Source organism: Sinosporangium siamense, assembly GCF_016863435.1.
Lineage (GTDB): Bacteria > Actinomycetota > Actinomycetes > Streptosporangiales > Streptosporangiaceae > Sinosporangium > Sinosporangium siamense.
In genome coordinates this window covers 620,110-639,298 of record NZ_BOOW01000006.1, presented here as the reverse complement: position 1 = coordinate 639,298, position 19,189 = coordinate 620,110, and the positions used below count along the sequence as shown (strand labels likewise).

At 70.9% G+C, this 19,189-nt stretch carries 16 protein-coding genes; 9 read left to right on the top strand and 7 right to left on the bottom strand.

Features of this window, described 5'->3' with window-relative positions; genetic code table 11:
* Positions 1-320 precede the first annotated feature (320 nt).
* The 4 genes from Ssi02_RS04860 (at position 321) to Ssi02_RS04845 (ending at position 4,729) form a co-directional block, all read left to right on the top strand.
* Positions 321-1,010 (top strand): ABC transporter ATP-binding protein, encoded by a 690-nt coding sequence (locus tag Ssi02_RS04860; protein WP_204021359.1) that lies wholly within the window; start codon positions 321-323, stop codon positions 1,008-1,010.
* Positions 1,007-3,349, top strand: a complete 2,343-nt coding sequence (locus Ssi02_RS04855) for an FtsX-like permease family protein (protein WP_204021357.1) — start codon at positions 1,007-1,009, stop codon at positions 3,347-3,349. Before Ssi02_RS04860 ends, Ssi02_RS04855 begins: the two co-directional genes overlap by 4 nt.
* A gap of 40 nt (positions 3,350-3,389) precedes the next feature.
* On the top strand, positions 3,390-4,043 hold the full coding sequence (locus Ssi02_RS04850) for a hypothetical protein (RefSeq protein WP_204021355.1): 654 nt from the start codon (positions 3,390-3,392) through the stop codon (positions 4,041-4,043).
* A gap of 242 nt (positions 4,044-4,285) precedes the next feature.
* Positions 4,286-4,729, top strand: a complete 444-nt coding sequence (locus Ssi02_RS04845) for a PASTA domain-containing protein (RefSeq protein WP_204021353.1) — start codon at positions 4,286-4,288, stop codon at positions 4,727-4,729.
* Between the two features lie 11 nt (positions 4,730-4,740).
* Here the strand turns inward: Ssi02_RS04845 and Ssi02_RS04840 are convergent, their stop codons facing one another.
* From Ssi02_RS04840 to Ssi02_RS04825, 4 genes are all read right to left on the bottom strand, one after another.
* Positions 4,741-6,021 (bottom strand): cytochrome P450 family protein, encoded by a 1,281-nt coding sequence (locus Ssi02_RS04840; protein WP_204021351.1) that lies wholly within the window; start codon positions 6,019-6,021, stop codon positions 4,741-4,743.
* 131 nt (positions 6,022-6,152) lie between these two features.
* A complete protein-coding gene (locus Ssi02_RS04835; RefSeq protein ID WP_204021348.1) occupies positions 6,153-7,544 on the bottom strand; it encodes a hypothetical protein in 1,392 nt (463 codons plus the stop codon).
* Positions 7,486-8,034: a SigE family RNA polymerase sigma factor gene (locus tag Ssi02_RS04830; protein ID WP_204021346.1), complete on the bottom strand. Its 549-nt coding sequence runs from the start codon at positions 8,032-8,034 to the stop codon at positions 7,486-7,488. Before Ssi02_RS04830 ends, Ssi02_RS04835 begins: the two co-directional genes overlap by 59 nt.
* 82 nt (positions 8,035-8,116) lie before the next feature.
* Positions 8,117-8,698: a TetR/AcrR family transcriptional regulator gene (locus Ssi02_RS04825; protein WP_204021344.1), complete on the bottom strand. Its 582-nt coding sequence runs from the start codon at positions 8,696-8,698 to the stop codon at positions 8,117-8,119.
* A gap of 152 nt (positions 8,699-8,850) precedes the next feature.
* Here Ssi02_RS04825 and Ssi02_RS04820 point away from each other — a divergent pair, with 152 nt between their 5' ends.
* Both Ssi02_RS04820 and Ssi02_RS04815 read left to right on the top strand, forming a co-directional pair.
* On the top strand, positions 8,851-10,377 hold the full coding sequence (locus Ssi02_RS04820; RefSeq protein ID WP_204021341.1) for an MFS transporter: 1,527 nt from the start codon (positions 8,851-8,853) through the stop codon (positions 10,375-10,377).
* Positions 10,374-11,186, top strand: a complete 813-nt coding sequence (locus Ssi02_RS04815; RefSeq protein ID WP_204021339.1) for an alpha/beta fold hydrolase — start codon at positions 10,374-10,376, stop codon at positions 11,184-11,186. The genes Ssi02_RS04820 and Ssi02_RS04815 overlap by 4 nt, the downstream gene beginning before the upstream one ends.
* 33 nt (positions 11,187-11,219) lie before the next feature.
* Here the strand turns inward: Ssi02_RS04815 and Ssi02_RS04810 are convergent, their stop codons facing one another.
* Together Ssi02_RS04810 and Ssi02_RS04805 are read right to left on the bottom strand one after the other, a co-directional pair.
* Positions 11,220-12,416: a globin domain-containing protein gene (locus tag Ssi02_RS04810; RefSeq protein ID WP_204021337.1), complete on the bottom strand. Its 1,197-nt coding sequence runs from the start codon at positions 12,414-12,416 to the stop codon at positions 11,220-11,222.
* Positions 12,417-12,675: 259 nt separating this feature from the next.
* Positions 12,676-15,012: a transketolase-like TK C-terminal-containing protein gene (locus tag Ssi02_RS04805; RefSeq protein ID WP_204021486.1), complete on the bottom strand. Its 2,337-nt coding sequence runs from the start codon at positions 15,010-15,012 to the stop codon at positions 12,676-12,678.
* Between the two features lie 164 nt (positions 15,013-15,176).
* On the opposite strand from Ssi02_RS04805, the gene Ssi02_RS04800 reads away from it, so the two are divergent.
* Positions 15,177-15,692, top strand: a complete 516-nt coding sequence (locus Ssi02_RS04800; protein WP_204021484.1) for an Lrp/AsnC family transcriptional regulator — start codon at positions 15,177-15,179, stop codon at positions 15,690-15,692.
* 54 nt (positions 15,693-15,746) lie between these two features.
* Here the strand turns inward: Ssi02_RS04800 and Ssi02_RS04795 are convergent, their stop codons facing one another.
* Positions 15,747-16,529, bottom strand: coding sequence for an IclR family transcriptional regulator (locus tag Ssi02_RS04795; RefSeq protein ID WP_204021335.1), 783 nt, complete (start codon positions 16,527-16,529; stop codon positions 15,747-15,749).
* A gap of 266 nt (positions 16,530-16,795) precedes the next feature.
* Here Ssi02_RS04795 and Ssi02_RS04790 point away from each other — a divergent pair, with 266 nt between their 5' ends.
* On the top strand, positions 16,796-18,196 hold the full coding sequence (locus tag Ssi02_RS04790) for an amidohydrolase family protein (protein ID WP_275410587.1): 1,401 nt from the start codon (positions 16,796-16,798) through the stop codon (positions 18,194-18,196).
* Between the two features lie 86 nt (positions 18,197-18,282).
* A complete protein-coding gene (locus tag Ssi02_RS04785; RefSeq protein ID WP_204021331.1) occupies positions 18,283-19,158 on the top strand; it encodes a fumarylacetoacetate hydrolase family protein in 876 nt (291 codons plus the stop codon).
* Positions 19,159-19,189 lie beyond the last annotated feature (31 nt).

Sequence of the window (19,189 nt, the reverse complement as noted above, 5' to 3'; positions counted from 1 at the left end):
CCCACTGAAACAACTAATGGTCAGAACAACGCCTCTAATTGACATCTAGATTGACAATTCCTACAAATCCCCGTGAATTACGCACCCAGCGAACATCGGGCCGCCAGCCTGTCACCACCCCCCCTAAATTTCACAGAACCCCACTTGGGCCCCACAACCCCCCAAAGCACCGAGCACCGTGGGCCGGGCCGGGCAGCGGCCCCGGACACTTTCCGGATTGCGTTCAGTACGGCACAGCCTGGGCGTTTTGCCCGTTGACCAGGAACACTTGGCGAACACAGCATTCATTACCGAACTAGTTGTTCGGATACGGAGTGCTCATGTCGACTGAAGTGATCGATGTCCAGGGGGCCGCGAAGTCCTACCGGACCCCGGCAGGGGAGTTCCCCGCGCTGCGGGGGGTGGATCTGTCGGTGGCGCCGGGCGAGTTCGTGGCGGTGACCGGCCGTTCCGGCAGCGGCAAGAGCACCCTGCTCAACCTGCTCGCCGGAATCGACCGGCCGACCTCGGGCCGCATCCGGGTCGCGGGCACGGAGGTGCACACCCTGCCGGAGTCGCGGCTGTCGTCCTGGCGCGGGCGGAACGTGGGGATGGTGTTCCAGTTCTTCCAGCTGCTGCCCACGCTCACCGTGGCGGAGAACGTGATGCTGCCGATGGACTTCTGCGCCACCCGCCCCCCGCGTGAAAGGCGCCCGCGGGCGATGGAGCTGCTCGACCTGGTGGGCATCGCCGACCACGCCGACAAGATGCCCTCGGCGTTGTCCGGCGGTCAGCAGCAGCGGGCCGCCATCGCCCGCGCCCTGGCCAACGACCCCCCGGTGCTGCTGGCCGACGAGCCCACCGGCAACCTCGACTCGGCCACGACCGACGTGATCCTTTCCATGTTCACCGCCCGCGCCGCCGCCGGGACGGCCATCGTGATGGTCACCCACGAGCGCGACCTGAGCGGGTGGGCGCACCGCCAGGTCCACCTGGCCGACGGACGCGTCGTCGCCGAGGCGGCGCGATGAGCCGCCCCCGCTACACCAAGGTATGGCGCGACCTGCGCCGCGCGGGCGGCCGGATCGTGCTGATGACGACGGCGGTCGCGGTCAGCCTCATCGCCGTCGGCGCCATGCTGACCGCGCGCACGGTCGCCACGCGTGAGGCGGCGGCGGAATACGCCGCCACCCGGCCCGCCTCGGCGACTCTGGACGTGGCGGGGGGCGTCGGCCGCGCGCTGCTCGACCAGGTCCGCGCCCGGCCGGGCATCGCGGACGCCGCGGCCCGGCAGACCGTCACCGCGCGCGTCCGCGTCGGGGACGCCTGGCGCAAGATGCTGCTGTTCGTGGTCGACGCCGACGACCCGCTGCGCATCGCCCGCTTCGACGTCGAACGCGGCGCGTGGCCTCCCCCGGCGGACGGGATCATGCTTGAGCGCTCGGCTCTCGCCGTACTCGGCGGCGGCGACGCGGTGAACGTGACCGCGTCGAACGGGCGGACGGGGAGGTTCGCCGTGACCGGCGTCGTGCACGACGCGGCGCTGGCGCCCGCCTCGCAGGAGCGCACGGGCTACGGCTATCTGACGCCTGCCGGGCTGGCGCGGCTCGGCCTGACGCCGGAGCCGGACCGGTTGAAGCTTGTCGTCGCCGGGGACCAGAGCACGGTCGACGCGCGGGCCAGGGAGACCGCCGAGTGGCTGACCGCCGGCGGGCACACCGTGCACGGCGTGTCCGCGCCGCCGATCGGCAGGCACCCGCATCAGAGCCAGGTCGACAGCGTCACGCTGCTGTTCCTCGGCTTCGCGGCGGCGGCGCTGCTGCTGGCCGCCGTGGTCGTCGCCACCACGCTCGGCGGCATGCTGGCCCAGCAGACGCGCCAGATCGGCGTGCTCAAGACCCTGGGCGCGACCACGGCGCAGATCCTCGGCACCTACCTGCTGCTTGTGCTCGCCGTCGGCGCGGCGGCGCTCGCCATGGCGGCTGCGCCGTCGGTGCTCGCGGGGGTGGCGCTGACAGGACTCCTCTCCGACATGCTCAACCTCGACATCGCCGACACCTCGGTGCCCGGCTGGGTCTTCGCCGCCCTGGCCGCCGCGGGCCTCGGCACCCCGCTGCTGGTCGCGCTGGTGCCGCTGACGCGGGCCGCCCGCACGACGGTGCGGGCCGCGCTCGACCACCGCGGCGTCGCGAGCGGTACGGCGAAGCGCCCGATCCGTGTCCCCGGCGGCAACCGGCTGCTGGCGCTGGCCGTCGGCAACGCGCTGCGCCGGCGCGGCCGGCTCGTGCTCACGGTGGCGCTGCTCACGGCGGGCGGCGCGTTGTTCACCGGCGGCCTGAACACCGCGAACGCGTGGGAGACGTGGGTGCACGACGGCATGGCCCGCCGCGCCTACGACGCCGAGATCGTCCTGGCCCGTTCCTCCCCCGCCGACCGCGTCACCGGCCCGCTGCGCGGCGTCGCCGGAGTGACGTCGGTGGAACCACTCGACGCGCGCCCCGCCGTACCCGTCGGGGGCGGGCGGGTCGAGGTGGCGCGCACCTACCCCGACGGCGGGCACGGCGCGCTCAGCCTCGTCGCGCTGCCCGCCGGAAGCCGTATGACCGACTTCGAGGTGTTGCGGGGCCGGGCCCTGCGCGAGGGCGACCGCGGCGTGACGGTGCTCAACCAGGGGGCCGCGACCCGGTTCGGCGACCCCGCTCCCGGCGAGCGGGTGACGCTGCGCGTCGAGGGGAAGGACGTGACGCTGCAGGTGGTGGGTGTCGTCGCCGAGGTGGGCGGGCCCGCAGCCGCCTACACGCCGGCCGACGCGGCGGCGGCGGTCGCGTCCGCGGTGCGGCTGGTCTACGGCGACCCGGGCACACTCGGCCGGGCCGAACAGGCGCTCGCGGCGGCGGGTATCCCGGTGCAGACGGTGATCCCCACCGAGGAGCTGCGCACCGCCGTCGACGGGCACGTGCTGATCCTCATCCGGACGCTGGTCGTCCTCGCCGGGCTGATGGCGCTGGTCGGCGCGCTGGGGCTCGCCTCCGCCATGGGGATCGCGGTCACCGAGCGCACCCGCGAGTTCGGCGTCATGCAGACCATCGGCGCCACGGCGCGCACGGTGCGGCTGACGCTGATCCTCGAAGGGCTCGCGATCGGCCTGGCCGGCAGCCTGCTAGCGCTGATCGCCGGGGTGCCGCTCGCGGCCTACGTCGGGGACCTGCTCGGCGTGTTGTCCTTCGGCCTGCCCCTCCCGCTCGACCTGTCGCTTACCGGCATGGCCGGCTGGACGGCCCTCGGCCTCGCCGCGGCGGCAGCCGCCACCTCCGTGGCCGCCCGCCGCGCCTCACGGCTGACGGTCAAGGACACCCTCACCTACGAATGACGCCCCCCTTCACCTGCTCACGACGATGCGAGAGACAACCATGACCACTTCTCCCCTCGACACGGCGGATCGTTCCGTACGGCACCGCCTTGCCACCGTGGCCCGCCTGACCGGGCCCGCCGGGGGCCTGCTGTTCCTGCTCGGCGTCCTGCTCCACCCGGCCCGCGACGGAGCGGGCATCCGGGCGGCGGGCGACGTCTACGGGCTCACCCACGACGTGCAGGCCGCCGGCCTGCTGCTGGTGGCCGTCGGCCTGGCGACCTGGTATGCGAGCGATCCGCAGCGGCACGGGCGGGCCGGGCTGCCCGTCTTCCTCACCGCGCTGGCCGGGCACCTGATGTGGCTCGCCGTCATCGTCGTCGACGGCTCCCGCAATCCGGTGATGGCGAGGTTCGCCCCCGAGGTCGTGCACACGCACGAGGACATGAGCCCCGGGGTCATGGTCATCGTGCTGCCGGGCCTGGTGCTGTTCCCCCTCGGCAGCGTGCTGCTGGCCCGGCTCCTCGCCCGCACCGGCGCCACCCTGCCCGGACTGCTGATCGCCGGAGGGGTGCTCGTCTACATCGTCGGGAGCCTGGCGGTGTTCGTCGCCGGGCCGCGGTCGGGGTGGGTGCAGGGGCTGGAGGTCGCCGGGGCTCTGCCGTACGCCGCGGGGCTGGTGATGCTGGCCCTTCGGCCGGGCGCCCGGACCTAGGGAGCCGTCACATCACCGGGCTTGCCGCGCCCGGTGATGTGAATGTATTTCATGGAAAAGCACTTCGATCTTCTCGCGCTCTTCTCCTTCTTTTTCCGTGCGTTTAAGCGAAAATGAATGGACGTCGGACCGCTCGCCGGTTCGAATCCTCTCCTGAGCTGTGGAAACCTCTCCCCAGCTCAGGCGGGCTGTCTCCTTCACCGCGCTCATTCAACACACGGAAACCAGGAAAGCGAGGCCGAGTGCCCGAGTTACAAAATCCCGCGAAACCTCCCGCCATTAGGAAAATCGCCACGGTTTTCCTCATCGTCGCGACGACCGCGGCCTGCGGGGGAACTCCCGCCGCCCAGCCGGCCCCGGCGGTCACCGTGGTCGCCACGGTGACCGCCCCGGCCTCCACACCCGCCGCCGCCCCGCAAGAGCAGGAGCCCCCCGCCGACACGCCGGCGAAGGCGAAGACCAAGGCGACGGTGCCCGATGTGGTCGGCATGACCCACCAGAAGGCTCAGGACACGCTCCAGGCCGCCGGGTTCTTCCTCATCAAGGAGGTCGACGCCACGGGGCAGGGGCGGCTGCTGGTCTGGGACCGCAACTGGGTGGTCGTCGCCCAGAGCCCGGCGGGCGGCGCCTCGGCCGCCCCCGAGACCACCGTCACCCTGCGCTCAAAGAAGAAGGACGACCCCTGATTCCCGGCCGCTCACGAGGCGGTCAGCCGTACCGGCAGGGAGAGCAGGCCACGCAGCACCGAGCCGACGCCGGGGCGCCACGCGAGCTCCTCGATCGGGCAGGCGGGCTCGATCACGGCGAAGCGCCGCAACAGCGCACCGAAGGCGATCTCTCCCTCCAGGCGGGCCAGCGGCGCGCCGGCGCAGTAGTGGACGCCGTGGCCGGAGGCGAGATGCTGGTTGTCGCGGCGGGTGACGTCCAGGACGTCGGCGCCGGGGAAACGGCTGCCGTCGCGGTCGGCCGCGCCGATCGCGACGCTGATCAGGGCGCCGCGCGGGATGACCGTCCCGCCGAGTTCGACGTCCTCGACGGCGACCCGCATCGTCGCGCGCTCGACCGGGCCGTCATAGCGCAGCAGCTCCTCGATCGCGCCCGGCAGCAGCTCGGGACGCTCGCGGAGCAGGGATTGCTGCCCCGGGTGGCGCATGAGCGCGAGCAGGCCGTTGCCGATCAGGTTGACGGTGGTCTCGTGCCCGGCGACCAGCATCAGCGTGAGCGTGCCGATCAGCTCGTCGAGGTCGAGGCGCCCCTCCTCCTCGGAGGCCACAATGAGCGCGCTCACGAGGTCGGGCTGGGCGTCGGCGGCTACGGAGCGGTCCAGCAGGGGCCGGCGCCGCTCGACCAGATCTCGGAAGAAGCCGTGCAGGGCGCGGGTGCCCGCCTTCCTCGTCTGTTTGCTCTCCTCGTCGTGGGGCGGGGTGGTGACGGCGATGGACCACTCGCGGAACTCGTCCCGGCGGTCCGCGGGCACCCCCATCAGCTCGCAGATGACGATCACGGGCAGCGGAAAGGCGAAGGCGGCGATGACGTCCACCTCATCGGTGGTGGAGAGGTCGCCGAGCAGGCCGTCGGTGATCTCCTGGATCCTCGGCCGCAGCGCCTCCACGCGCCGCCGGGTGAACGCCTTGGTCACGACACCGCGCAGCCGGGTGTGCTCGGGCGGGTCGCTGTTGAGCATGTTGCGCCCGGTGAGCCCCTCCCCCTCGGTCTCTACGCCGAGCTTGCGGAGGATGTCCGGCGCATTGCGGGGGTCCTTGGTGAAGCGCGGGTCGCTGAGCGCCAGCCGTACGTCGTCGTAGCGGGTGATCACCCACATGTCCACGCCGAGCGGGGTGGGCACCCGGTGCACGGAGGCGTCGGCCCGCAATAGGTCGTAGGCCGGGTAGGGGTTGTTCTGGAACTCCCGGCTCCACAGCATGTCGCGGACGGAGTCCGGGACGGGGTCGGGGATGGTGCCGTTCGGGACGCTCATCTGAGTTTCCTCTCCGGGATGTCGATGAAGCAGGCGTCGTGCGAACAACAAGCAGGTATCAGGCGACTCGCAGCCTCACAGCCCTGATCATCCCCGTCAAGGACCACCTCGTCCGGAGTTACACGGACACCTCACCCAGGGGTGCGCCGGACACCGGGCTCCGCCGTACCTTTCGATGCGCGTGGAGTCGAGCGTGGGGTCGGGTACGGCGGAGGCCCCGTTGGCTGTGGTTGCATCGGAGTGCCGCTCACCGATGGGCGCGGCGCCGGGTGCGGCGTAGACCCGGTTGGCCGTGGCCGTACCGGAATGCCGATCGGCGGGCGTGGACGGTCGCGGATGCCGTCGTTTCCAGCCCGCGGGCCGGAGGGCCCGGTGGTTCGCGGGCCGGCATGTTGCCTGACCCTGGCGACCAGGTAGACGTCGCCGTCCCGCCACAGCAACCAGTCCCCCGCCGCCAGAACCTCCACCGGCACCGACACCTCACGCCCGCTGCTCGGGTCGTAGACGAACGAAGAGGCGATGTCCTGGTCGGAATGGTCAGAGAGGTAGACGAGAAGCCGGTTCCCGTACATCAGCCTGCCCATCGTCTGGTCCCCGGGGTGATCCTTGAGTCTCACCGGCCGGTGTACGGGCCACCCGCGGTCGAGGTATGTCAGAGTGTCGCCGTCGGTCCAGGCCACCCCTTGCGCATTGGCCGCCACCGAGATCTGGGCCCATGGTGAAAGACTTGCCTGCAGCGCCACCTGCTCCCCCGACTCCAGGTGCACCCTGTTTATCCTGCCTTCCTGGCGCATGTAGGCATACGGATAGGCCACCGCCTCAAGGAGTCCTTCCGCGGGCACCACCTCCTGCCGCCCTCCGCAGTGGTCCGTGACCACCAGCCCCTTCCTGTCCTCCCGCGTCCACACGAGGACCCCGCGGTCGGTGAAGAACCTCGTCCGCGCGTTCCAGCGGTCGTCCAGCACACGCGGCGCGCCGCCGCTTCCCACAACGACGCATTCCAGGGATCCTCCGTTCGGCCACATATAGGAGTTCTCGCCGGCCGCCATCGCCCACAGGTAGGGATCGGGCGCGCCTGTCTTGACCGCACGAGGGAGGGGATCCTCCCAGGTGGCGGCCCACACGCCCTGTGGCCTGCCCTGAGCGCCGGCGGACCGTCCCGTCCCGAGCACCTCCCCGTCGGGACTCAGCGCCATCGCATGGAAACGCAGCCCGTCCGGCAACACCCGAGGGACCCGCTTGACACTCGCCGGATCCACGAACTCCTCCAGCCCGTGCCATCGCCCCGGCGACGGTGAGGCCAGGACGGGTACGGTGACCCGCTCCTGCAAGGAGTTCGCCGTGACGGCGATCGCGGGCACCGCCGCGAGGACGAAAACCGTCGCCATGGCCGCTACCGCACGCCTGTGCCGCCTACGCGTGTGGACTTGGCGCATGATCTGCGCTCCGAGCCAGGACGGGGGCTCATGAGCCATGCCCTTCGCCCGCAGATATTCCTCGATCCGCCGCTGCTGCTCGTCCATCCGTGTCCTCCTGTCCTACCGCCCGCAGTTTGGCCAGGGCCCGGGACGCCTGACTCCGCACCGTGCCGACCGTGCAGCCGAGCACCCCGGCGATCTGGGCGTCGCTGAGCTGATCCACGTACCGCAGCGCCAGGACCGCCCGCATCCGGTACGGCAGGCCCGCCAGGAGCGAGGCCACACCCGCGTCCTGAACCACCCGCTCGACCCCGTGGTCGGTCCCGGCCCGGTCGGGCACCTCGGCGACCGGCAACTCCCGCCGCGGACGCCGCCATCTGTTCGTCGCGATGCGCACCATCGCGGCCCGCACGTACCCCTCGGGGTCGTCCTTGCGCCGCACCCGCCACCAAGCCGCACCGGTGCGGGTCAACGCCTCCTGCACCAACTCCTCGGCATCGTGGGGGCTGTCGGTCAGCACCAGCGCGAACCGATAAAGGGCAGGAAGCCGCTTTTCGAGGAACTCCTCGAACCCGCCAAGATCACCCCGTGTCATCGGCGCCTCCTCGCCCACCAAGGACACCTCAGGCCCCCGAAACGCTGCATCCCCCCACAAAGAAGCGCTGGGCGGGTTTGGACTAGCCGCGGTTGGAGGTCCAGGTGTCGGCGAGCTCGGCGAGCTCGGCGAGGGCGGCCTCGACCCGCTCCTTGTCCCCGGTGGTCAGGTAGTCGATCTGCAGGCCCGAGTAGGCGGCGTTGAGCAGGGTGGCGTTGCGGAGGGCCACGCCGGAGGGCACACCGCGGGCGCGCAGGACATCGGCGACGAACTCGGCCCGGCCGCCGAGCATGCGCGGGACGTAAGGCCCCCGGAGGCGGCCCGCCGCCGACAGGCCCTCGATCTCGACGAGCAGCCGGACCATCGGCAGGTCCTCCCCCATGTGCCACGCCCAGGAGGCGCGCACGATGTCGCCGAGGCCGCGCCCCTCCTCCCCGCCGGGCAGCGCCCGCAGCCGACCCTTCTGCCGCTGGTCGAGGTGGGCCAGGATCGCGCTGATGAGCTCGTCCTTGTCGGTGAAGTGGTGGGTGAGCACGTAGGTGCTGTGGCCGAGCGCCTTGGCGAGCGGACGCAGGGAGAGCTGCGCGATGCCGTGCTCGGCGAGGTAGCCGACGATCTGGTCGAGCAGCTCGATGCGGCGCTGCGGGTCGCGGGGTCTGGGCACGCCGCCATCGTATTCACATAACAACTGTTTTGCCTAATGGGCATAACACCCGTTATGTTAACGACCCTGCCCAGGAAGACGGCCGCTCGTGGTCGCGATGAGCGCGGCATCGCCGATGGCGGCGTCCCTGGGGCTCACCTGGAGGTTCGTTCATGCCACAAACCGAGCCGGCGGCGGGGCATCCTCACCGCCGGCGGATCCTGGCCGCCCTCTGCGCCGCCCTGCTCGTCATGAGCGTCAGCGTCATGGCGGTCACCATCGCCCTGCCGCCCATAGCCCTGGAGTTGCGGGCCACCACCACGCAACTCCAGTGGATCACCGAGGCCATGGTCTTGGCCCTGGCCGCGCTGCTGATCCCCATGGGCGCCGCCGCCGACCGTTATGGACGGCGGCGGGTCCTGCTGGCCGGCCTGGCGGTGTTCGCGACCGCCTCGCTCCTCGCCGCGATCACGCGCACACCCGGCGAGCTCATCGCCGCCCGCGCGCTGATGGGCGTGGGCAACGCGATGATCACACCGTCGACCCTGTCGATCGTGCGCGGCGTCTTCCCCCGCTCCGGCCTGCCCAAGGCACTGGCCGTGTGGGGAGCGGTCGCGAGTCTCGGCGTGGTGCTCGGGCCGCTGACCGGCGGGCTGCTGGTGGAGCATTTCGGCTGGCGTTCCATCTTCCTGGTCAACGCGGCGGCCCTGCTCCCCGCGGCGGTCGGCGTCTCGCTCGTCGTGCCCGCCTCCCGCGGGCGCGGGCGCACCACGCCGGACCTGCTGGGGATCGTCCTGATCTCACTCGGTTTCGTGGCTCTGATCCACACGATCGTCGAAGCCCCCCGCCGGAGCGGGCTCACCACCCTGGGCACGGCCATCGTGGCACTCGCCCTGCTCGCGGGCTTCGCCGTACACCAGCGCCGGGCCGCGCACCCGCTCCTCGACCTGCGCATGGTGGCCGCCCGCACCTTCTGGCCCGCCGCAGTGGCCGCGGCGACCGGGTTCTTCACCCTGATGGGCGTGCTGTTCCTGATCACGCAGCATTACCAGGACGTCCGCGGCCACTCCCCCGCCGCGGCGGCGCTGCTGATGCTGCCCGTCGCCGCCGGCCAGCTCGGCGTGGCGCCGCTGATCCCGAGGCTGATCGCCCGGTACGGAGTACGGACGACGGCCGCGGCCGGGCTCCTCGGCCTCACCCTCGGGCTCGCGGTGATCCACGCCGGCCTGCCCGCCGAGGGGGACTGGCCGCCGGTGATCGGCCTCGCCCTGGTGGCCGCGGGCAATGGCGCCACGGTCAACGCGGCGAGCACCGCGATGATGGCGTCGGCCGCGCCGGACCGGGCGGGCTCGGCCGCCGCGGTCAACGAGACCGCGTTCAAACTGGGCGGGAGCATTGGCGTCGCCGTACTCGGCAGCGTCGTCACCGCCCACCTCATCGCGGGCCTCGCCCCGCACCGCGACCTCATCCCGCCCGGCGTGCGGGCCTTCGCCGCCGAATCCGTCACCGGCGCCCTGCACACCGCCCACCGCCTGGGAGAAGCCGACGGCGCCCGGCTCGCCGGTGCGGCCCGAGACGCCTTCGCCGGCGGGTTCGCCCAGGCCACCCTCCTCGCCGCGGGTCTGGCGGTCGCCACCGCGGCACTGATCACGCTCGCCTTGCGCGAGCCGTACCCCATCACGGGAAAGGACAAATCATGACAACAGCCCTCGAAACCCGGACACGGGTGCGCGGCCTCGATCTTGCCTGGATCGACTTCGGCGGCGACGGCACGCCGGTGCTGGCACTTCACGGACACTTCGGCCGCGCCAGGCAGTTCGCCCGGCTGGCCGCCGACCTGGCCCCCGAGTATCGGCTGATCGCACTCGACCAGCGCGGCCACGGCCACAGCGACAGGGGCGACGGCGACTTCGGCCAGGACGCGTCTGTGGCCGACGCCGCCGCCTTCGTGCGCACGCTGGGGCTCGGACCGTCGATCGTCTACGGCCACTCGATGGGCGGCGTCACCGCCTTCCACCTGGCCGCCCGCCACCCCGACCTGGTGCGGGCCCTGATCGTGGAGGAGGGCGGCGCCCTCAACCGCCGGCCGGAGATCCCCCACCCGGTCCTCGACGTGCGCGACTGGCCGCACCGCACACCCACCCTGGCGGAGCTGCGGCGGCAGATCGAGGCCCGCGGCATCCCCGACGCGAGCTACTTCCTGGAGAGCGCCGTGGAACATGCGGACGGCTGGGGCCTGCTGTTCGACTACACCGACATGATGAGGTCGCAGGAGGTCCTGATCGGCGACTGGTGGCCCCAGTGGCTGGGCTCCACCTGCCCCGCCCTCCTCGTGCACGGCCTGGCCAGTGCCATCCTGCCCACCTCGATGGCCAGGGACATGGCCAACCGGCGCCCGAACACCGTCCTGCGCGAACTCCCCGGCTGCGGCCACTGGGTCCACAGCGACGACCCCGCAGGGTTCACTCAGGTAGTGCGGGAATTTCTCGCGGAGGCCGGAATCCCGTAGGGATCGTCACGTCCACAGAGGAAGGGACGGAGGTCAGTCGTCGGCGCCCAGCCACAGGTCGGGGCCGAACACCTCGTAGTGGATGTCGCGTGCCGCCACGCCCGCGCGGATGAGCTGGCCGCGCACGTCGCGCATGAACGGCAGCGGACCGCACAGGTAGGTCACGGCCCCCTCTGGGATCGCCACGCCGGTGAGAACCATCCGGCCCGTGCGGTCCTCCTCGCCCGCGCCGTCCTCGTACCAGAAGAGCCGCTCGGCGCCCGGAAGCGCGTCGGCGAACCGCCTCATCTCCTCCCAGTGCGCGTGCTCACCGGGAGAGCGGTCGGCGTGCAGCACCAGGAGGCGGCGGGTGGAACCGGTGGCGGCCAGGTGCTCCAGCATCGCGACAATAGGCGTGCAGCCGATACCGGCGCTGACGAGCACGAGCGGCGCGTCACCGTCCTCCAGGGCCACGTCGCCGAACGGCGCCGACAGGGTCAAATCGTCGCCCGGCCTGATGGTGGCGTGCAGCAGGCTGGACACCTCTCCGTCGGGGGCGCCGCCCTCGCCGAGCACCCGCTTCACGGTGATCCGGCGAAGCCCCTCCACATCTGCACCGGACAGCGAGTATTGCCGGACCTGGTGCACGCCGTCGGGCGTGAGCATCTTGACGCTGACGAACTGCCCCGGGCGTGCGGGCGGAGGCGGCCCGCCGTCGGCTGGGGACAGCAGGAAGGAGGCCACGTCGGGCGTCTCGTCGTAGCGGACTTCGACACGCCACTGTCGCCAGGTGTCCCCGTTCCGGGCCCCCGCGTCCGCGTAAATGCGGGACTCCAGGGCGATCAGCGCACCGGCCATCAGCCAGTACACCTCGTCCCAGGCCGCGGCGATCTGCGGAGTGAGCGCGTCGCCCAGCACCTCGGCGATGGCACCGAAGAGGTACTTGTGCACGATGACGTATTGGTCGTTGGTGACCCCCACGGCGGTGTGCTTGTGCGCGATGCGCGCGAGCAGCCGGTCGGGGCGCTCATCGGGCCGCTCCAGCAGCGCGGTGGCGAAGGCGGCGATGGAGCCCGCCAAGGCCCTGCGCTGGTCGCCGCTGGCCTGGTTCCCGCGGTTGAACAGGCCGTCGAGCAACTCCGGGTGCTCGGTGAACATCCGGTCGTAGAACTTCGCGGTGATGGTGTCGAGCGACGCACCGACGACGGGCAGCGTAGCCCGGATGAGCCCGGCGGATTCCGCGGACAGCATGAGGTCTCCTGACACAAGATGGATCGCGGCCCGTCGGGCGGATACGGGCCTGCAACGCAGGTTAGGGTGCGCGATCCGGCCGTCCACGGGGTCGAACGTCAGTCTCCGCAGGGTCGAAAGTCCTTGATCGGAAGTTCGCCCCAGCTAGGGGCCCGGCGCAAGATTCCGGCGGTGTGACATCGGCGGAGGAGCGCGCACCTCCGGTGCGCTCCGCATCGGGAAACCGGCCACGGCGTCTCAGACGCCGGGCGGTGGGCGGTCAGTCGGTGAGGTCGAGGGTGGCCGCGACGATGCTGTCGGTGTCGATGCCGTGGTAGCGGTAGACGTCTTGGATCGTTCCCGACTGGCCGAAGCGGGTGACGCCGAGTGTGGTGACGGGCACGTTGTTGATCGTGGCCAGGAAGGCCAGGGTGTGGGGATGGCCGTCAAGGACGGTGACCAGGGGGGCGGCCCGCTCGGCTGGGAAGACCTGGTCGAGGATCCAGTGCGCGTCCTCCGAAAGGCCGCGGCGGGCTTGGAGGGCACGGAAGAGCAGGTCGGGGCTGGTGACGCAGACGACGTCCACGCCGATGCCGAGCGCGGCCAACCGGTCGGCGGCGGCCAGGGCCTCGGTGACGAGGGCGCCCATGGCGGCGATGGTCGCCGCCGGCGCCTCGTGCCGCCGCAGCGTATACGCGCCGGCCACCACCTGGCGGCGGCGGCGCTCGCGAGCGGCCGGGTCGGCGGGCACGGCGGCCAGGGACTGGTCCACCGGGCGGGTGGACAAGCGTAGGTAGGCCGAACCGCCGTCCGGCCGGCCAAGCCGGCCAAGGGCCGCGAGCAGGCACCACTCGGTGTCGAGGACGAATGCCGGCTCGTAGCTCGTGCATCCCGGCTGTTCGATGCCCAGCGAGGGGGTGGTGATCGACTGGTGGGCCCCGCCCTCAGGGGCGAGGGTGACGCCTGACGGTGTGCCGACCAGGATGGACTGGCCCCCGGCGTAGATGCCGAACGACCAGGGCTCCAGGGCACGGTTGACGAAGGGGTCGTACACGACGCCGATGGGCAGCAGCGGTTGTCCCCAGCGGCTCCAGGTGGCGCCGAGTTCGCCGAGGAGTCCCACCAGGTTGGTCTCGGCGATGCCCAGTTCGACGTGCCGGCCGGTGGGGCGCTCCCGCCAGTGCAGGATCGTCTCGGCGTCGTCGGCGAACCAGTCGACGCGCTCGGCCGCCGACCAGATTCCGGCCTTGTTGATCCAGCCGCCCAGGTTAGTCGAGGAGCTGACGTCCGGGCTGACGGTCACGATGCGGGCGGCAGCCTCGGGGGCCTGCCGGTTGAGGTCGAGCAGTGCCCGGCCGAGGGCCTGCTGGGTGCTGCCGGTGCCGGACGGGGTGCGCCCGATGTCGGCGGGCACGGCAGGCGGCTCCTGCGCGGGCGGTTCCGTACGGCGAAGCCGTTCGGCGGCGCGGGCGCACAGCGTGGCCTCGGCGCTGCCGTCGGGGAAGCGGCCCCAGGGAGCGTCCAGACTGGCCCCCGTGCGAGCGGCCAGTTCCCGCATCTGGCCCTCCGTCAGCAGGGAGGAGTGGTTCTGCGGGTGGCCCTCGCTGGCGAGCCCGTAGCCCTTGACCGTGTAGGCGAAGATGACGGTGGGGCGGGAGTCGTCGATGTCCGCGTAGGCGTCCAGCAGGGTGCCGAGGTCGTGCCCGCCGAGGTTGCGCAGCGCGTCGCACAGTGCGTCGTCGTCCAGGCCGGCGATCAACCGGGCGATCGGCTCGCGGGCCGGGCCGCTGCCGGGCAGGCGGTCGCGCAGTTCCCCGGGGCTGCAGCGCAGCAGCCGCTGATACTCGGGGTTGCCCATGGCGTCCAGACGCGCCCGCAGCGCGTCGCCGCCGGGACGGGTGAACAACTCCTGGAGCAACCGCCCGTACTTGAGGGTGAGCACCTGCCAGCCGGCGGCGCCGAACATGCCCTGCAGCCGGTCGGCGGCGATACCCGGGACCACGCGGTCCAGGGACTGCCGGTTGAGGTCGACGATCCACACGATCTCGCCGAGATCGGCGACCATGGGGTCCTGGACCGCCTCCCAGATCGCGCCTTCGTCGAGTTCGGCGTCGCCGAGCAGTGAGAACTGGCGTCCCTGGCCTATCCGGCCGAAGCGGCCGTCCACGTAGCGGCGGGCTATCGCACCCCAGATCGGGGCCGTGGCGCCGATCCCCACCGACCCGGTGGAGTAGTCCACTGGATCGGGGTCCTTGGACCGGCTGGGATAGCTCTGCAGGCCGCCGAAGGAGCGCAGTGTGCTCAGGTAGGACTCGTCCAGCTCGCCGAGTAGGTAGTTGATCGCGTGCAGCACGGGCGAGGCGTGCGGCTTGACGGAGACCCGGTCATCGGCGCCGAGGTGGTGGAACCACAGCGTCGTCATGATGGACACGATGGAGGCGCTGGACGCCTGGTGGCCGCCGACCTTGAGTCCGCCGGGGTTGGGGCGCCCCCGGTTCGCCTGGTCGGTGATCGCCGTCGAGAGCCACAGCACCCGGCGCTCGACCGCCCGAAGCGTCTCCAGCGCGTCCCGCTGAGTGCTGCCTGTGTCCCTTGGACCAGCCGCCGCGACACTCATGACCACGACCGACCACCTCCGATGCCGTATCTGGGCGCGAGTTGCGCGATGTCATCTTTATGCTCTGGAAGTAGACAGAGGATGGAGCAACTAGACAAGATGTCCCTAAATTCTTAAGCATTCTGCTTAATCGCAGATGGGACAGAGGTACTCGCTTGAACATTGTGAACAGCGACCCGGCCGTGGACGCGACAGATGCCCGGATCCTGCTGGCCCTGGCCGATGAGCCCCGCGCCACCGTCCTCGCCCTGGCCCAGCGCCTGGAGCTGTCCCGCAATACCGTCCAGGCGCGACTGGCCAAGCTGGACCACGGCGGCTCCCGGGAGCGCTGGATCGAGCCTCGCGCACTGGGCTACCCGCTCACCGCGTTCGTGACGATACGGGTGGACCAGCACCGCTTGACCGAGGTATCCGACGCCCTGGCGGCGATTCCCGAGGTGGTCGAGGTGTTCGGCCTCAGCGGCGAACCCGACCTGCTCGCTCGTGTGGTCGCCGTGGACGCCGAGGACCTCTACCGGGTCGCCGGGCAGATCCTCGCCGGCCCCGGCGTCGAACGCACCAGCACCGCGCTGGCGATGCGTGAGCTCGTACCGCACCGGCTCACGCCACTGCTGCAGCGGATCGCCGGGGCCGGCCAGTCCCGCCGCTCCGCGGCAAGGAGCCGGCCCTCGTCACGGTGACCACCCGTCGCGCCTGCGCCGGCGAGCCGCCGATCGACCGCACGCGCTCGCTCTTCACGCCCCCTCCGCGCAGCGGCGCGCGGCCAGCACCGCCGCCTGTCCCAGCCGGGCGAGCTCGTCGTCGGAGGCGCGGAAGCGGGGCATCGAGATGGTGATCGCCGCCGGGGTGAGACGGTCGCCGTTCGGGATGACCGCGGCCACGGTGGCCACATCGGGTTCCACTCCGGCCACACATACGGCGAAGCCGCACTCGCGCACCCTCCCCAGCGTGCGGATCAGTTCGCCGCGGCTCGTCAGAGTCTCCGGCGTGATCGCCTCCAGTTCCTCCGAAGGGAACAACGCCATCACCCGGTCGTCGGGCATCTCCGCCAGCAGCGCCCAGCCGCCCGCGCCGGCGTAGGCCGGCGCCCTGCCCCCGACTCGGGAGCCGACGCGCAGCGCTCGCGTGCTCTCGACCGCGTCGATGATCAGCATCTCGGCGCCGGAGAGGATCACCAGGTGGGCCGATTCCTGGACTTCGTCCACCAGCTCCTCCATCACGGGCCGGGTGACCTCCCGGATGTCGAGGTTGCGCAGTGCGGCCAACCCGATCTCCAGTAACGCGGGACCGGGCGCGTAGGCACGGGTCAGCGGATCCTGCTGGGCGAACCCGTGCAGCTGCAACATCTCAAGCAGACGGTGCGCCGTCGAGCGTGCGACCCCGATCTCACGGCCGGCTTCGCTGACCCGTATCTCTCGGTCCTTGGCGAGGACGCGTAGCAGCCGGAGCGCTTTGTCCACCGAGCCGATTGGGTAGTTGGGGGTGAGAGTGTCCGTTTTCTTGGCCGCGACGGTCATTCAGCGCTCCTCGTCGGTGCGTGTCGGTGATCGAGGCATTGTGCCCGGGTCTGGAGGTGGACATGCGCCGCTCAAGGCGAAGTAGTCACGTGACGCGGCGTCTGGACCACGGTATTTAACCGCCCCGAAACCTTGACAGCCCAAAAGTGCACACATAGTGTTCCGCATCACAGGCACTTGTTCTGCAATACAGAACACTATCAGACCGACCTCCAGAGGAGGCTTTTCGGGATGAACTTCGCTCAGCACTGCACGGCCGCAGCGATATGACGACGGCGCGCACACTCCTCCTAGGTGGCCGGATCGTGTCGATGGACCCGGCCGTGGGCGACCTGACCGGCGACGTCCTCATCGAAGACGGCACGATCGTCGCGATCGGCCCCGACCTGAAGGTCGCCGACGGCAGCGCCGACATCGTCGACGCCTCGCGGCATATCGTGATCCCCGGTTTCGTCGACTCCCACCGCCACCTGTTCCAGGCGCTCATGCGCGGACTGGCCGCGGATTGGTCGCTGTTTCAATACTTCACGACGATGTTCGGCGTTCTCGGCCCGCACCTGTCGCCGGAGCACATGTCACTGGGCACGGCTCTCGGCGCCTACGACGCCCTCGACTCCGGGGTCACCGCCGTCTTCGACTACTCGCACAACCAGTCCACTCCCGACCACACCGACGAGGCCGTACACGCGTTGCGGGGCAGCGGCATCCGCGCGATGTTCGGCTACGGCGGGTCGATGGCCGAGCAGCTGGAAATTCTGTCGCCGCCGTTCAAGAGCACCACCCCCAGCAACGAGGCCGAGATCCGCAGGGTTCGCAGCCAATACTTCTCCGCCGGCTCAGGACTTCTCACCATGGGCCTCGCCGTGCGCGGGCCGGATTCCTCGACGATGGACGTCGTACGGGCCGACTTCAAGCTCGCCCGCGAACTCGGTCTGCGGATCAACACCCACATCGGCATGGGCGCGCTCGATCTGAACGGCCGGCCCAACGTGACCAGGCTGCACAAGGAGGGCCTGCTCGGCGACGACCTGATCTTCGGGCACTGCAACCTGCTCACAGACGAGGAGTTCCGGATGATGGCCGACGCCGGCGTGTCGGCGTCGGTGACCCCCGAGGACGAGGCCGCGATGGGGCACGGCTGGCCGCCGATCGCCGAACTGCTCAAGGCAGGCATCAGACCGAACATCGGCATCGACACGTGCATGGCCGTCGGCGGCGACCCGTTCACCGCGATGCGCTTCGCACTGGCGGTGCCGCGCGGCCTCGCCAACCAGCGTTCGCTGGCGGACTCGGTCAACCCGTGGACACTCGACCTCTCCGCCCGCGACGTACTCGAATTCGCGACCATCGAAGGCGCGCGCGCCCTGGGTTTGGAACGTGCCATTGGCAGCCTGACACTGGGCAAACAGGCCGACATCATCATGATCCGCACCGATCACATCTCGATGTCCCCGGTGCTCGACCCGGTCGCCTCGATCGTGCACCACGCGAGCCGGCAGACCGTCGACACCGTCTTCGTCGGCGGTGAAGCCGTCAAACGCGACGGCGAACTGGTCGGGGTGAACGTGGCGGAGCTCAGCCGGCGGGCCTCCGCCGCGGCCGCCGAGCTACTCGACGCGGCCGGCGTCTTACCCGGCTGGGCGCCACCGCCGCCCGGCGGCCACTGATCGCCCGGCAGGTCCCCCCTCGCCGGTCCCGGCGCCCGCCGCCGCACTCGACGCCTCGACTTCGCGACAAAGGACTCACCTACTTCATGCGCATCGCACTCTTCGATCACTACCGCATCGGCGTCGTCGACGGCGCGTCGATCCGCGACGTCACCGATGTCGTCGACAGCCGATGGCACGGCACTCCGTACGTGATCAACGAACTGATAGAGCACTTCGACGAGCTGAGGGCGCCGCTGCGGGTGGCGCTGGCCTCGGCGGAGGAGCGCCCGCTGGCCGGCGTCGCGCTGCTACCGCCGATCCCGCGCCCGGGGCAGGTGCTCGCGGCACCGGCGAACTACCACGCGCACGTCGCCGAGATGAGCGACTCCAAGTATCTGCCGGCCAACCGGCAGACGCTGCACTCCGCGCGCCGGGCAGGCTTCTTCATCAAGAGCTCCGGGTCGATCTGCGGGCCGGCCGACGCCGTCGAACTGCCCCCCATGCCCGACCGGGCCTTTCACCACGAGGTGGAGCTGGGCGTCGTCATCGGCAAGTCCGCCCGCGGCGTGCCGGCCGATCGGGCGGCCGACCACATCTTCGGCTATCTCATTCTGCTCGACCTCACCCTGCGCACCGAGGGTGAGCATCAGGAGGAGCGGACGATGCGCAAGTCGTTCGAGACCTTCACTCCTATCGGTCCGTTCATCGTCACCGCCGACGAGGTGGCCGACCCGGGCGACCTCGGCCTGAGGCTGTGGGTCAACGGCGAACTGCGCCAGCAGGCCAACACCCGCGACTTGATCGTCGGCGTCGGCGAGCTGATCGAGCAGGCGAGCGGCGTCGTGACGCTGCGCCCCGGCGATATCTACGCGACGGGAACTCCGGAGGGCGTCGGCCCGATCGAGGTCGGCGACGTCGTGCGAGCCGAGATCGACGGGCTGGGCGAGATGAGCCTGCCCGTCGTGAAGCGCGATTGGTGAACTCACCCGGCCGTGGCATCAAACAGGACAT

Bases quoted from the DNA above. Each gene is read 5' to 3' on its own strand.
- Ssi02_RS04860 (WP_204021359.1), top strand. From the start codon at position 321: ATGTCGACTGAAGTGATCGATGTCCAGGGGGCCGCGAAGTCCTACCGG.
- Ssi02_RS04855 (WP_204021357.1), top strand. From the start codon at position 1,007: ATGAGCCGCCCCCGCTACACCAAGGTATGGCGCGACCTGCGCCGCGCG.
- Ssi02_RS04850 (WP_204021355.1), top strand. From the start codon at position 3,390: ATGACCACTTCTCCCCTCGACACGGCGGATCGTTCCGTACGGCACCGC.
- Ssi02_RS04840 (WP_204021351.1), bottom strand. From the start codon at position 6,021: ATGAGCGTCCCGAACGGCACCATCCCCGACCCCGTCCCGGACTCCGTC.
- Ssi02_RS04835 (WP_204021348.1), bottom strand. From the start codon at position 7,544: ATGGACGAGCAGCAGCGGCGGATCGAGGAATATCTGCGGGCGAAGGGC.
- Ssi02_RS04830 (WP_204021346.1), bottom strand. From the start codon at position 8,034: ATGACACGGGGTGATCTTGGCGGGTTCGAGGAGTTCCTCGAAAAGCGG.
- Ssi02_RS04820 (WP_204021341.1), top strand. From the start codon at position 8,851: ATGCCACAAACCGAGCCGGCGGCGGGGCATCCTCACCGCCGGCGGATC.
- Ssi02_RS04815 (WP_204021339.1), top strand. From the start codon at position 10,374: ATGACAACAGCCCTCGAAACCCGGACACGGGTGCGCGGCCTCGATCTT.
- Ssi02_RS04810 (WP_204021337.1), bottom strand. From the start codon at position 12,416: ATGCTGTCCGCGGAATCCGCCGGGCTCATCCGGGCTACGCTGCCCGTC.
- Ssi02_RS04805 (WP_204021486.1), bottom strand. From the start codon at position 15,012: ATGAGTGTCGCGGCGGCTGGTCCAAGGGACACAGGCAGCACTCAGCGG.
- Ssi02_RS04795 (WP_204021335.1), bottom strand. From the start codon at position 16,529: ATGACCGTCGCGGCCAAGAAAACGGACACTCTCACCCCCAACTACCCA.
- Ssi02_RS04790 (WP_275410587.1), top strand. From the start codon at position 16,796: ATGACGACGGCGCGCACACTCCTCCTAGGTGGCCGGATCGTGTCGATG.
- Ssi02_RS04785 (WP_204021331.1), top strand. From the start codon at position 18,283: ATGCGCATCGCACTCTTCGATCACTACCGCATCGGCGTCGTCGACGGC.